The sequence below is a fragment of the Prosthecobacter sp. genome, from assembly GCF_034366625.1.
Lineage (GTDB): Bacteria > Verrucomicrobiota > Verrucomicrobiia > Verrucomicrobiales > Verrucomicrobiaceae > Prosthecobacter.
In genome coordinates, this window is the sequence record NZ_JAXMIH010000030.1 from 100,762 (window position 1) to 113,823 (window position 13,062).

General features: G+C 60.0%; 11 protein-coding genes. 7 read left to right on the forward strand and 4 right to left on the reverse strand.

Annotated features, from left to right (window positions below; all coding sequences use genetic code 11):
* Positions 1-100 precede the first annotated feature (100 nt).
* A complete protein-coding gene (locus U1A53_RS26830) occupies positions 101-1,444 on the forward strand; it encodes a Gfo/Idh/MocA family oxidoreductase (protein WP_322285008.1) in 1,344 nt (447 codons plus the stop codon).
* Here U1A53_RS26830 and U1A53_RS26835 read toward each other — a convergent pair.
* Complete coding sequence (locus tag U1A53_RS26835) at positions 1,425-1,802, reverse strand: hypothetical protein (RefSeq protein ID WP_322285009.1); 378 nt, start codon at positions 1,800-1,802, stop codon at positions 1,425-1,427. The genes U1A53_RS26830 and U1A53_RS26835 overlap by 20 nt on opposite strands.
* A 127-nt stretch (positions 1,803-1,929) precedes the next feature.
* A complete protein-coding gene (locus U1A53_RS26840; RefSeq protein WP_322285010.1) occupies positions 1,930-5,874 on the reverse strand; it encodes a PVC-type heme-binding CxxCH protein in 3,945 nt (1,314 codons plus the stop codon).
* 138 nt (positions 5,875-6,012) lie between these two features.
* Here U1A53_RS26840 and U1A53_RS26845 point away from each other — a divergent pair, with 138 nt between their 5' ends.
* The 6 genes from U1A53_RS26845 to U1A53_RS26870 are packed head-to-tail and all read left to right on the forward strand — an operon-like array spanning position 6,013 to position 10,159.
* Positions 6,013-6,246 (forward strand): hypothetical protein, encoded by a 234-nt coding sequence (locus U1A53_RS26845; RefSeq protein ID WP_322285012.1) that lies wholly within the window; start codon positions 6,013-6,015, stop codon positions 6,244-6,246.
* 30 nt (positions 6,247-6,276) lie between these two features.
* Entirely contained in the window at positions 6,277-6,564 is a 288-nt protein-coding gene (locus U1A53_RS26850) for a hypothetical protein (protein WP_322285013.1), read from the forward strand.
* Between the two features lie 18 nt (positions 6,565-6,582).
* A complete protein-coding gene (locus U1A53_RS26855) occupies positions 6,583-7,800 on the forward strand; it encodes a cysteine desulfurase (protein ID WP_322285015.1) in 1,218 nt (405 codons plus the stop codon).
* The gene (gene sufU / locus U1A53_RS26860) at positions 7,800-8,243 is read left to right on the forward strand and encodes a Fe-S cluster assembly sulfur transfer protein SufU (protein WP_322285016.1); all 444 of its coding nucleotides are present in this window, start codon (positions 7,800-7,802) and stop codon (positions 8,241-8,243) included. The genes U1A53_RS26855 and sufU overlap by 1 nt, the downstream gene beginning before the upstream one ends.
* 3 nt (positions 8,244-8,246) lie before the next feature.
* The gene (mutM, locus tag U1A53_RS26865; RefSeq protein WP_322285018.1) at positions 8,247-9,062 is read left to right on the forward strand and encodes a bifunctional DNA-formamidopyrimidine glycosylase/DNA-(apurinic or apyrimidinic site) lyase; all 816 of its coding nucleotides are present in this window, start codon (positions 8,247-8,249) and stop codon (positions 9,060-9,062) included.
* A gap of 47 nt (positions 9,063-9,109) precedes the next feature.
* Positions 9,110-10,159, forward strand: a complete 1,050-nt coding sequence (locus tag U1A53_RS26870) for a fructose-bisphosphatase class II family protein (RefSeq protein ID WP_322285019.1) — start codon at positions 9,110-9,112, stop codon at positions 10,157-10,159.
* A 152-nt stretch (positions 10,160-10,311) separates the two neighbouring features.
* Here the strand turns inward: U1A53_RS26870 and U1A53_RS26875 are convergent, their stop codons facing one another.
* Positions 10,312-11,571 carry an aspartate/glutamate racemase family protein gene (locus U1A53_RS26875; protein ID WP_322285020.1) on the reverse strand — a complete coding sequence of 420 codons (1,260 nt, stop codon included), beginning with the start codon at positions 11,569-11,571 and terminating at the stop codon, positions 10,312-10,314.
* Positions 11,568-12,974, reverse strand: a complete 1,407-nt coding sequence (locus U1A53_RS26880; protein ID WP_322285021.1) for a nucleoside recognition domain-containing protein — start codon at positions 12,972-12,974, stop codon at positions 11,568-11,570. The genes U1A53_RS26875 and U1A53_RS26880 overlap by 4 nt, the downstream gene beginning before the upstream one ends.
* Positions 12,975-13,062: the final 88 nt, after the last annotated feature.

A 13,062-nucleotide genomic window follows, 5' to 3' on the forward strand; every position in this document is an offset into this window, starting at 1 on the left:
GCTTTTTTCGTTTCACATCGGTGTCTGCGAGACTGCTGCGCAGACTGCGTCTCCTGAACAATCTCGGTGGCAGGGTGCGTTTCGTCTGGCATTGCCCGTCATGACATCCTCCCGCCGCACCTTCCTCCAAACCGCCGGTTCCATGCTCATTTTGCCCTCTGGCCTGCTGCGCGGGCAGGCGGCGAAGAAACTGAATGTCGGCTTCATCGGCATGGGCGGGCAGATTCAGGGTCACGTGGGCAAAATCATTCAACTCGGCCACCACGTCGGTGCGTTGTGCGATGTCGATGCCGCGCAGATCGCCAACTCGCAGAAGAAACACGGCGAAGGCGTCGCAAAGGCCGCTGTGTATCGTGATTACCGAGAACTCTTCGCCAAGGAGACCTCGCTCGATGCCGTCGTGATCGCCACACCGGATCACTGGCATGCGCCGATCTGCCGCGCGGCCATGCAGGCAGGGAAGCATGTCTATTGCGAGAAACCGCTCACCCACACCATCGCCGAGGCACGCGAGTTGCGGGAAATGGCACGCGGAGCCAAGGTCATCACGCAGACCGGTAATCAAGGCAGCGCCTCACCGAACCTGCGTCGCAGCATGGAGCTCATCGCTGCCGGATTTTTCGGCACGATCTCCGACATTCATGTGTGGCATCCCACGCACAGTTGGCCCAGTGGCGAGGAGCTGCCCAAAGAGAGCGATCCGGTGCCGGCGGGCCTCGATTGGGACTTCTGGCTTGGCACAGCGCCGGAGCGTCCCTACAAGGCCGGCATCTACCATCCGGCGAAATGGCGCGGCTGGTATGATTTCGGCAGCGGCTCACTCGGCGACTTCTGCTGCCACGGCTTCAACATGCCCGTGCGTGCGCTGAATCTCGATTACCCGGACAAGATCGACATTCGTGGCGAAGGACTCGGCAAGGAGAGCTTCGCCGCCGCCTGCACCGTGACCTATCACTTTCCCAAACGTGGCGACCGCGCCCCGGTTCGCCTGCATTTCTACACTGGCGGCCATTTGCCGCCCGAGGACGTCACCTCGGCATTGCACAGCACCTTCGGCACACTGCCGCGCACAGGTTGTCTGCTCGTCGGCGACAAAGGCCAGCTCCAGAGCGGACTGTGGAACAGCGACTGCTACATCAAGCTCAACGAGGACGCGAAGTTTGTGGGCGAAGGCAATCACGCCGCCGCAAAAACCGTTCCGCAGTCTCTTCCGCGCGTGAAAGGCCATCTCGACGAATGGATCGACGCCATTCACGGCGGCCCGAAGGTCTTTGCCGACTTCGATCTCGGCGGTCACCTCACCGAGATCGGCCTCGCAGGCATCGTGGCGTTGCGATTGCAGAAGAGCATCGCCTGGGACGGTGCTGCGATGAAAGTCCCCGGCATTCCCGAGGCAGACACGTTCATTCGCAAGACCGAGCGGGCTAAGTTCGGGCGTTCTTAACGGCAAGCAGCTTGAAGGCCAGATAGACCATCAGGAGAAACGCCCCGATGCATTTGAAACGACCAGCCCAGTTCTGCAGGACGGAAACGAACGAGAAGTACGCATGCGAGGATTGAAACAACGGAATTTCGCCCAGCGCATATGGCACTTGGTCCAGCATGATGCAGCAGATCGAAGCAATGAGAATGCCATTTGCCATCGATCGAGAACGAACAAACAAGACCACTGCCAGCACGAACGCCACCGACAGGAACACGGCCTCCGAAATGAAAATCGAAGGCGGAATCTCCGTGATCGTGATGGATTCAGCGGTGGTGGAGAACTCGTGGCTGTCAGCATTCATGCCGCGATTATTCATGGGCTGGTGGGACGAGTAAAGCCGTGTCTTATGCTGGGTAGGACCGACGGGTAACGTCAGTTTTAATGGAAACAAAACAGTCTGACGATGAAGCCAACCTGCCTGTGATTGTTAAAAAAGACTCGGTCTATTTGGCCACACTCAACGTCCCCCACATCAGCACGGCGTGGCCGGGGAAGGTGCAGACGAACTCGTATTCACCGGGCTGTGAAGGAGCCTTCAGCTTGATGGTTTCTTTCTGGCCGGGTTCGAGGAGCTTGGTGGCGGCGAGGATTTCTTTTTCGAAGGTGGTGGGAAGGAAGGCGCGGCCTTGCTTGTCGAGTTTGTCGGGAGTCATGGTCATGGCGGCCATGCCGATGTCCATGTGCTTGCCGGGCGGGACGATGACGAGGTTGTGCGGCATGACGTCGTCGTTTTCAAAGATGATCTCGAAGTTCTTGCCAGCCTGGACTTCGATGCGCGTGGTGTCGAAGCGGAGCTGCTCGTGCACGGTGTGAACAATGAAGACATCGACGCTGATGGTTTTCAGCTCGGCGAGGATGGCTTTTCCGGCCTCGCTTTGCAACGCGGCCATTTCTTTGGCGGCGGCGATGACTTCAACGTACTCGGGCTTGCTGCGGTCCTGTGGCTTGACGGTCTTGCCGTAGGCGAGGACGGAGTCGGTGATGGGTTTGGCGAGCGTGGCATCCCAACTGGTTTTGGGGAACTTCATCAAGGCCTTGGCGGCGGTGTTGCGCTCTTTGCCGTCGATGAGGTGTTGGGCGACGAGTTTGAAGTTCGCAGAGGCATTGTCAGCACCGGTCAAAGGCAAAGCGGTGAGCACAGCACGGAGGCGTCCGCCGTTGATTTTGCCATCGGCGAGCAGCGCGGCAAGGTGCGGCTGAAATTTGGCGCGCAGCGCTGCCTCGTTGGCGGGAATGAGGGCGATGGATTCGACCAAGTAATTGAGCTGGCCACCGTCGCTGACGTTTTCAGCCCAGATAGTGTCGGGACTGCGAGCGGCGAAGATGAGCATAGCAAAGGTGGAGCGCTTCACGGGCGCGGTTTTGGCATCCTTGGCGAGGGCTTTGAGTTGAATGGCGTAACGGGTGACGACGCCGGGATTGTCGGTGTAAACGAGCTTCGCCAGCTCCTCGGCGGTGCTGCCAGCGCCTTCGCGGGCGTCGATGAGCTTGAGCATGTTGTGAATGACGAGCGGACGTTCGCTGCCGCTGAGCTTCACCATTTCCTCCAGCGCTTTCACGCGGATGTCGGCGGTGATTTTTGGGCGTGTGAGCTTCTCGATGAGCACGGGCTCGACATCGGGCAAGCCTTTGAGATCGGCATCGGTGGTCTTGGCGATGAACTCGGCCAGCGCGGCGGGGTCTTTGGGCAGGACTTTGGACTTCACCACTGATTGCAGGCCTTTGCGGCATTCGCTGAAGACGTGGTCGATGTAATCGTCCGTGGGCTGCTTGAGCACGTCGTAGGCGATTTCGAGAGCCTTCTCCGCATCGGGCGTTGGCTGGTAGAAACTGAGAGCGCGGACGGCGTGCATGCGCACGCGCATGTCGGCGTCGTTGACGGCGACTTTGAGCAGATCGAGCGCTCCTGGCACGCGATCACGCCAGTAGCAGAGAACACGAGTTGCAGCAGCGCGGGCACGGGGCTCGGATGAGGCGAGAACTTGCTTCAAGAGGTCCACATCGACGACATCGACCCACTGGTGCGTCCACAGCGCCTCCAGGCGATGATGTTCGAATTCCTTGTCGCTCTTGTTGAGCTTCGCAGCCCACGCTTTGGCTGCGGCGGCGACTTTGGCGGGATCGTGCTTCGCGAGTTCGATTTTCGAGCGCATGCGCACGTTGTCTTCCCAGGCTTTGAGGTTTTCGAGGAGGGACTCGATGCTCTCGCCCTGGATTTTGGCGGGCTTCAGCAGTTCGCGTCCTTCATAGGTGAGCTTGTAGATACGACCGTGGCCGTGGTCGCGGTTTGGGTCGCGCAGGTGGTGCTGCATGTGGCCGATGATGGCATTGGCCCAATCGCAGAAATACAACGCGCCATCCGGGCCGACGCTGACGGCGCTGGGGCGGAAGGTCGGATACACGGCGGGATCGGCTTTGACGAGCTCGTTGCTGATCTCACCCTTCATGCCCGCGCCATCCTGCTCAAGCGGCACACGCCAGATGCCCTGGTAGCTGATGACGTTGGTGTTGAGGAAGTTGTTCTGCCAGTCTTCGGGGAAATGGCGGCTGGAGATGATGTTGTTCCCAGGGCTGGGGCGCGCTGGACGCTTCCAGAACTCCTTCAGCTTCGCGCTGCCGCCGCCTTCACGCGGCAAGTAGCACGAGGAGGCTTCCGCAAACGTGTTCACATTGCCCGTGGCATCGGTGAAGTAGGCGTTGCCCCAGCGATCCCAGATTTTGCCATGCGGATTCACCGTGGCGTCGGTGGTGAAGCGCTCCAGGCTGCGGCGGTTGAGGTCAAAGCGGTAGATGCAGCCGTTGGTGTTGCGCACCGGGCCGTAGAGCGTCTCGACCTGCGTGCGGTGGAAGACGCCGTCGCTCGGATAAAGCGCGCCGCCGCAGTCGTAGCTCAGCGCGTTGGTTTCATGATGCGAATCGGCGGCACAGAGGCCCATGAGCAGGATCGTGCGCTTGTCGCCTTTGCCATCGCCATCTGTGTCCTCGATATAGACGAGGTTGGGCGACTGCATGACGATGACGCCGTCTTTGTAGAAGTTGAAGCCGGTGGGGCAGTTCAGATCATCGACGAACTCGGTCATCTTGTCCGCCGTGCCGTCGCCGTTCGTGTCCTCGAAGATGAGGAGGCTGTCACCTTTCTTGCTCGTCGGCGTGCGCTCGGGGTAGTTCAGCCACGCGGCCACCCACAGGCGGCCTTTCGTGTCCCAGGCCATCTGCACAGGATTCACCAGCTCGGGAAACATCTTCTCATCGGCAAAGAGCGTGAGTTTGAGGCCCTTCTCAGGCTGGATGTGCTTCAGGTACTCCTTCGCGTCGGGAAACGCGACCAAGCCCTCAGGCGTGAAGGTCATGCCGGTCATCGGCACTTTGTTGAACTCCTTGCCCTCTTTCGGATTCGGCATGTTCGTCGGCACGGACTCGACGGGCGGCAGATTGTCGTCCTTCACCTCAATATCGCCGCCTTTGGCAATGGCGTGGACACGTTTGTCGCGGTTCGCGGTCTTCACATCGCGCTGCGCCATCTCCTGCATCATGGTTTGATAATTGGAGATGTAGGGCTTCTCAGGAGTGCGCTCGTTCTGCTTGAAGCCGCCGACGCCAGCCGTGTAGGCGAGGCCGCTGCGACCGCCATAGACATTGTAGCCGTCCACGGTGCGGTAGCGTTGATGCCACTCCCAGTTCTTCGCCACGATGGCCTGGCGCAGCTTTTCATTCACCTGCGGCGCGTCTTTGCCCGTCAGGGCTTTGAAAGCAGCCTCGGCGATCGCTTTGTCGCCCGTGGTGGTCACATAGAGACCATCCAGCGTGCTGCCCTCCGGCAATCCCTTCGCCGTGGGCTGATACAGATCGACCACAGCCACTCCTTGGGCCTTCGCCACGTCGAGCATGGCGGCGGTGTAGTTTTGCAGATTGGTGTTCGTGTCCTCGACCTTCGGCAGGCTCGGGTTCGCGAGCTTTTGCAGCGCGATGGGTGAGAATAGCACGATGCGCGGCGCTCCTTTGCCGCTGTAGTTCTGCGCCTTGGCGTCGTCGATGAACTTGGCGAGGTTCTTCTTAAACTCCTCAATGCCCTCGTAGCCCTTGAAGGACTCGTTGTAGCCGTAGAAGGCGAAAATCACGTCTGCCTTCACCTTGGCGAGCCATTCGTCGCGCGTGCCGAAGTTGTCGATGCGGTGCCAGGTCTGCACTTCGTCCCCGGAGAACGCAAGATTGCGGAAGGTGAGGTCTTTGTCGGCATTCGCCTGTGTGAGCAGTGTTTCCAGCCAGCCGAAGTGCTGCGAGCGGTCCGGCAACGCGTTGCCGAGGATGGCGATGCTGTCGCCCTTTTTGAGTTCGAGCTGCGCGTGCAGTGAGGCGGCGGCAAGGAGGAAGCAGAGCAGTTTCTTCATGGTTTTGGGAGAGAGCAGGGCAATACGGAGGCGCAGGCTGAATGTTTGCCCCCGAATCTGCAAGTTCCCTCTTTGTCCTGCGTGACCTGCGGTAGCAAAACTGTTTACTCTTTGGGGCGACTGTGTTAAACACGATGAATGTCTTTAATTCGTCTGATTTTTGCCATCGCCGCCTGCCTGCTGCTGAGCAGTTGTAGTCTCATCAACACGGCGTTACGGCTGGCCCCTCTGCTGATGCTGGTAGAGGAGAGCAAGGAGGCGGGTGGTGGCAAATCAATGGAGATGCGAGGACGGCAGGTGGAAGACAGGGGGATGCATGGAATCCTGCCGGCAGATCGCAGCACCAACTCCGGGCTGGCTTTCAAACGCTGAGCATCTTGTTGTTTACAGATTCAAACCGGCATGATAAACACGCTGCTAATGAAATATTTTCGACTCGCCACACTTGTGCTGCTTCCCGTTTGCCTGACCAGTTGTGGAACTCTTAATGGCTTGATGAACAGCTATCCGGTGAGGATGATGGATCAGACTGCGACCGCACTGTTGGGTTATCTGGCGGAAAACGAGCTTCCTGCCAATGGCAAACCGGCGTCCATTCAGGATCGTGCCCGTCAGGTCGAAAATCGTGGCATCTACGCTGGTCACCTTCCTGCCGCCGGATCGCCGCGTCAGAGCATGGCGGCACGCTAGTTGCCGAGGTCCGAAATCATGGACTGGCATCGCATCCGCTCTGATTTCCCCATTCTTGACCAGCAGGTTCATGGGCATCCGCTGGTCTATCTGGACAGTGCGGCCAGCAGCCAGAAGCCGCGTGCGGTCATTCAGACGCTGTCGCACTACTACGAACGGGACAACGCCAACGTCCATCGGGCGCTGCATGAACTGAGTGTCCGTGCCACCGACGCCTTTGAAACGGCGCGGAAAAAGGTGGCCCGCTTCATCGGGGCTGCGACGGATGACGAGATCATTTTCACCCGGGGCACGACAGAAGGCATCAACCTCGTCGCCAACACCTGGGGCACGCAAAACCTCCGTCCGGGCGATGTCATTCTCGTCACAGGCATGGAACATCACAGCAATCTTGTGCCCTGGCAGCTTCTCGCCCAGCGCACTGGCGCGACGCTGAAGCACATCCCCGTGCTCGACGACGGCACGCTCGACTCGGCCGCCATTGAGGCATTGCTCAACGAGCAGGTGAAACTCTTCGCCTTCGTTCACATCTCGAACTCGCTCGGCACCATCAACCCCGCCCGTGAACTCTGTGCCAAAGCGAAGGCGGTTGGTGCGGTCACGCTGCTCGATGGCGCGCAAAGCGCCGGGCACATGCCCATCGACGTGCGTGATCTCGGCTGCGATTTCTTTGTCTTCTCCGGCCACAAGATGTGCGGGCCCACCGGGATTGGCGTGCTCTATGGCCGCATGGAACGGCTCGAAACCATGCCGCCCTGGCATGGCGGCGGTGAGATGATCCTCTCCGTCTCGCTCGAAGCCAGCACCTACAAACCGCCACCGCATCGTTTTGAGGCCGGTACACCTGACATCGCCGGGGTGATCGGACTCGCCGCCGCCATCGACTACCTCCAGGCGATCGGCCTCGAAAACATCCAGCGCCACGACCACAACCTCTCCAATTATGCCGTGCAGCAGATGCGTGAGGTGCCAGGTATTCGCATCCTGGGGCCGCAGTCCGGCCATCGCGGGGCACTCGTCGCCTTCCATCTCGACTGCGCTCATCCACATGACCTTGTCGAGTTTGCCAACAGCCACGGCGTCGCCATGCGTGGCGGTCATCACTGCACGCAGCCGCTGATGAAGCGTTTCAAAGTGCCCGGCACTACCCGCGCCAGTTTCTATTTCTACAACACGATCGAAGAAATCAACCGGCTCGTCGAAGTACTGCTCGCCGCGCGCAAATTCTTCACCTGATGCCTCTCTCCGACGACCTCCGCGATCTCTACCAGCAGGTGATCCTCGATCACTCGCGCAATCCGCGTAATCACGGCGAAATCCCGCCTCCCTGCCTGCATGCGCATGGTGACAACCCCTCCTGCGGCGACGAGATCGACGTCTGGCTCCGCCTGTCCGACGACGGCCAGAACATCGACGACCTCAAGTTCACCGGCCAGGGCTGCGCCATCAGCCAGGCCAGCGCCTCCATGATGACGCAGAAGATCAAAGGCAAGTCCAAGGAGCAGGCCGCCGCCATGCGCGAGGACTTCCGCCGTGTCGTCATGGGGGATGGAATACCGCAGGATGAAGACGCCCTCGGTGAATTGGTTCTGTTGGAAGGCGTGCAAAAGTTCCCACAGCGCGTGAAATGCGCCATGCTGGCTTGGCGGGCCGTGGAACAGGCACTCGAAGGCCAATAGCCCATGCCAGAACTTCCCGAGGTCGAAACCACGCTGCGCGGTGTTTCGCCGCATGTGATCGGCAAACGTGTGCGTGAGGTGATCATCCGCGACAAACGCCTGCGCTGGCCGGTGCCGGACGCAATTCATGAACTCGAAGGCTGCCGCATCGATTCGGGTATCCGCCGGGCCAAATACATGCTCTTTGGCACCGCCAAAGGCACGCTCATGATTCATCTCGGCATGTCCGGCAATCTGCGGGTGCTCTCACCGGACGTGCCGTTCAAGAAGCACGACCACCTGGCGATCACGCTGGACAGCGGCAAGCAACTCCGCTTGCATGATCCGCGTCGTTTCGGAGCCGCGCTGTGGATTGAGGGCGATCCCATGCAGCATGCACTGCTCAAAGACCTCGGACCCGAGCCGTTGGGGGATGAATTCACAGCCATGCACCTCCATGCCGCCTGCCAAGGCAAAACTGCCGCGATCAAGCTTGTCATCATGGACGCGCACGTCGTCGTTGGTGTTGGCAACATCTACGCCAGCGAGGCCTTGTTCATGGCTGGCATCGATCCGCGCAAGCCTGCGGGCAAAGTCACGCGTCCGCGTCTTGAAAAGCTGGTCAAAGCCATCCGCGATGTGCTCGCAGCCTCGATCAAGATGGGCGGGACGACATTGCGCGACTTTGTGAACGAGAGTGGCGAGCCCGGTTACTTCGCCCAGACCCTCCGTGTCTATGATCGCGAGGGCGAACCCTGCCGCGTCTGCGGCGCGAAGATCAAACGCATCGTCCTCGGCCAGCGTTCCACCTTCTACTGCCCCAAATGTCAGAAGTCGTGATTCTTTCATTCGTCATTCCGCCATTCGTCATTCAACATTGATGAGCCATGTCCACCAGCCTTCCCCCTCTCCGCAGTGCTCACGACCTCGAACGCGTTCTCGAATTTGAATTCGTTCGTGCCACTGAAAACGCGGCCTTGCAGGCCATTCATTGGCTGGGACGTGGCGAGAAGGAACTCGCTGACGGTGCCGCATGCAGCGCGATCTACGGCGTGTTCGACATCCTCGACATCCGTGGTGAAGTCGTCATCGGTGAAGGCATCAAAGACAACGCGCCCGGCATCTTCGTTGGCGAGCATCTTGGCACATGGCGTGATGGCACGCCGCGATTCAACATCGCCCTTGATCCCATTGATGGTACCAGCAACATCGCCAAGGGGCTGCCCAACAGCATTTCAGTCATCGCAGCAGCGCAGATTCCCGATGGTGCTCCGTGCGCGATGAAAAGTCTCCCCAGCTTCTACAGCCATAAGATCGCTTATGGTCCGGCGGTGAAGAAAGCGCTGGAGGGCAGGGGGGACCGTTGCTTCCTCGACATGCCGCTCACAGAAGTAATCAGCTTCGTGGCCGAAGCATTGGGCAAACGCGAACGCGATCTCGTCGTGGTCACCATGGATCGTCCCCGTCATCACGAGATTGTCGATGAGGTTCGCCGCACCGGGGCTGCGTTGCGCATGGTTACCGATGGTGACATCGCCGCCGCAGTTGCCCCGTCGATGCCGGAACCGACCTGTGACCTCTACGTTGGTATGGGCGGCTCGCCCGAAGGCATTCTGGCCGCTGCGGCGTTGAAATGCCTCGGTGGCGACATGCAATTGCGCATGTGGTTTCACAACGACGCGCATAAGGCCGAAGTTGCCACCCAGGTCTCCGCATCAGAATTGAATCAAGTGTTTCGGGTGAACGAACTCATCGTCGGTGAGAGCGCCTTGTTCTGCGCCACCGGCATCAGCGACAGCCCGCTGCTGCCCGGTTGCCGTTTGTTCGGCCATCGCGTCGAAACGCACTCCATCCTGATGCGTTCGCGAAGCGGCACCGTGCGCCGCATCCATGCCGTGCATGATCTGGACCGCAAAGTGGTGCCACTGAGGGCGTGAGAGGATCACGCATCAGCTTTTTCACAAGACACGCAAGGATCTCAGCCATCCACGATGAGTCTCTCCATTTTGCCGACTTTCTTTGTCAGAGTCTGGTTGTTCAATGGTGTGAAGGCCATCCATTGGCTGCCTGCAGGAATGGAGCCGTTGCCTCAATGGCTTAGGCTTTGCCATACTGTGGGCAGGCGTTCACGCACCAGCTTGGCGCTGTTGGCCGGAATCAGGGCCGGAGAGAGAGGCACGTTCTTCGTGTCTTCGTAGTCGAACTGGCCGGGTGACCGCGAATACTTATAGTCGCGGTCCAAGTTGCCGTCAGCGGAGAGTTGAATGCCGACTTCATCGACGCGGGGCACGGAGAGGTAGAACTGGCCGTGTTCGAGGATGCAGTGTTCGCCGGGCTTCAAACGCAGCTTTGCCTTGGCAAGCTCACGGAACAGCTCTTTGGCTGTCGCTTCAGCGGGATTCACGAAGAGGCGCTGTTCGGCGATCAAATCGCGAAACGCTGGCTCCTGGCGCAGTGAATCGAAGGCGGTGTCGATCTCATCCTTGGCGAGCGGGTAGTGCGTGCAGCCGAGGACGATGGTTTGCAGCGGTTTGGTCGGTTTGGCATCGCGATAGGCCTCCATCAGGGCACGAGCTTCCTTCAACGCATACGCTGACACGGATTCAGGAAACGCCGCATCGCCTTCGATGGCTCCGGCGAGTGTGGCGCTGCCCTGCTGGGCGATGACGGGGACGCTTTGACCAGCAAGGCCGAGGGTTTGGGTGATGGTGCGCGGGTAAACGCCGCTGGCGCAGGTGCCCACTGTGGCGAGGACACCGATGCCGCCGGTAGTTTTGGATTCGAGGACACCGCGTGCTCCGGCTTCAACGACACCGACGACGATCACAGGAATTTTCCATGCGGCCACGGCCTTGCGGATGCCTTCGAGGCCGTAGGCGGTGGCGGTGTTGCAGGCGATGACGATGGCTTTGACCGGCGGCTTGGTGAATGAGGGGACGTTGCCCTTCGCAGGCCAGAATCGCTTGCCGAGGAGAAAAATCGTGTCCTTCACGATCAATTCACGCAGGTAGTCGGTGCGGTTGACGGCGGAGTAGTTGCCGTAGGGCATGTTGGCCTGATCGCCGAAATAGATGAAACGTTCCTGCGCAAAATCGGCCGCGCCATCGGCTCCAGGTTGCAGCGTGTCGTTGTGGAAGGCATCGAGTGTGAGCAGTGCTTCGAGCACCGTGAGTCCGCCGATGCCAGAGTCGAACACGCCGATGGGCAGGTGGCGGGTGGCTTCGACATCGCTCCAAGCGGTGGCATCGAAGCTGAACGCCGCTTTGCCATCGGGATGTGCTTTTGCATGCTCGATGAGATCTGCGGCGTGAACGGCGCAGACGAGCAGCCATGGGAGAAGGAATTTCATGAGAAAAGCATTCGACCAATGATCACAGCCATTCCCATGCCGACGACATCGGCGGTGAGTCCGGCTGCGAGGGCGTGGCGGATGCGGCGGATGCCGACGCTGCCGAAATAGACGGCGAGGACGTAGAACGTGGTCTCGGTGGAACCGTACATGATGGCGGCGGTGTATTTGAGCAGATCGCTGCTCTCAGGCCGCAGCAGGATGTCATTGAGCACGCCGAGCGAGCCGGAGCCGGTCAGCGGTCGCATCAGCGCCATCGGCAGCAGTTCCACTGGGAAGCCGATGAAGCCAAGCACGGGTCGCAGCATGTATTCGAGCAGCAGGAGCATGCCGGAGCTGTTGAAAACGGCCAGCGCGGCCAGCATCGCCACGAGGAAGGGCATGATGCGCGTGGCGACGGCAAAGCCCTCCTTCGCGCCTTCGACGAACTCCTCGTAAACTTTCACGCCCTTCGCCATGCCGACGCCGAGGGTGATGACGAGCACGATGGGAATGGCGAGGCCGGAACCGCCGTTCATGAAGCGCTTCCACGCGGGTTCGATTTGCGGCGCTTCAGCGGCAGCCGAGTTTGGCGTGGCTTTGGCTGCGGGTGCGGCCTTCTGCTTCGCCTTTTCGACAACTTGGCTGAGTCCGGTGGCATGCAAGACGCTCTCACGAGCGGTGGCAGGCATGAATTCGAGCACGGCACAGGCACCAAAGATGACGAACAGGGCGATGAGCCAGAAGCGGCGTTTCGGCGTGATCTTTTCGGACACGGGCGCGGTTTGATCGGCTGCGGCCGTTGATTCCACGCTGTCATCCGGTTGAATGGCAAACATGGGCAGCTTGCCGTAAAGTTTGGCTGTGACCACGGCGGTGACGACGGTGCAAGCCGTGGCGAGGATGGTGGGAACGATGATTTGATGAGCGCCTTTGACCCCGGCGGCGTTGAGGTAGTTGATGGCCGTCATGGGCACGAGCGTGAACGCGGCGGTGTTCATCGCGAGGAAGGTCACCATGGCGTTGCTGGCAGTGTGCTTGTACGGATTGAGCTCCTGGAGGTGCGTCATGGCCTTGAGGCCAAGTGGCGTGGCGCTGTTGCCGAGGCCAAGCATGTTGGCGGCCAGATTCATGATCATGGCGCTCATTGCTGGATGATCGCGCGGAACATCGGGAAAGAGGCGGCGCATGATGGGCGAAAGGGCGCGGGCGGCCAGTTCCAGCAGCCCGGCTTTTTCCATGACGCGCATGACACCGAGCCAGAAAATCATCAATCCGGCCAGCGGCAGCGCGATGTCCATGACCGCAGCTTTCGATTTGGAGAGAATGGATGCGACGATGCCGCCGTCACCGGAGACATTGCCCAGCAGCGCGGCGGCGCACATGCCGGTGAGAAGGAGGAAGGCCCAGATGTAATTCAGCATGTGGCGGAAAATGTGACAAGACAGTAGCCAGAGGCGGCGGCAATGCGTAATCGTTCCAGTGCCAGCCTCAAATGGCAACTGCCATTCG

Bases quoted from the DNA above. Each gene is read 5' to 3' on its own strand.
- U1A53_RS26830 (WP_322285008.1), top strand. From the start codon at position 101: ATGACATCCTCCCGCCGCACCTTCCTCCAAACCGCCGGTTCCATGCTC.
- U1A53_RS26835 (WP_322285009.1), bottom strand. From the start codon at position 1,802: ATGAATAATCGCGGCATGAATGCTGACAGCCACGAGTTCTCCACCACC.
- U1A53_RS26840 (WP_322285010.1), bottom strand. From the start codon at position 5,874: ATGAAGAAACTGCTCTGCTTCCTCCTTGCCGCCGCCTCACTGCACGCG.
- U1A53_RS26845 (WP_322285012.1), top strand. From the start codon at position 6,013: ATGTCTTTAATTCGTCTGATTTTTGCCATCGCCGCCTGCCTGCTGCTG.
- U1A53_RS26850 (WP_322285013.1), top strand. From the start codon at position 6,277: ATGATAAACACGCTGCTAATGAAATATTTTCGACTCGCCACACTTGTG.
- U1A53_RS26855 (WP_322285015.1), top strand. From the start codon at position 6,583: ATGGACTGGCATCGCATCCGCTCTGATTTCCCCATTCTTGACCAGCAG.
- sufU (WP_322285016.1), top strand. From the start codon at position 7,800: ATGCCTCTCTCCGACGACCTCCGCGATCTCTACCAGCAGGTGATCCTC.
- mutM (WP_322285018.1), top strand. From the start codon at position 8,247: ATGCCAGAACTTCCCGAGGTCGAAACCACGCTGCGCGGTGTTTCGCCG.
- U1A53_RS26870 (WP_322285019.1), top strand. From the start codon at position 9,110: ATGTCCACCAGCCTTCCCCCTCTCCGCAGTGCTCACGACCTCGAACGC.
- U1A53_RS26875 (WP_322285020.1), bottom strand. From the start codon at position 11,571: ATGAAATTCCTTCTCCCATGGCTGCTCGTCTGCGCCGTTCACGCCGCA.
- U1A53_RS26880 (WP_322285021.1), bottom strand. From the start codon at position 12,974: ATGCTGAATTACATCTGGGCCTTCCTCCTTCTCACCGGCATGTGCGCC.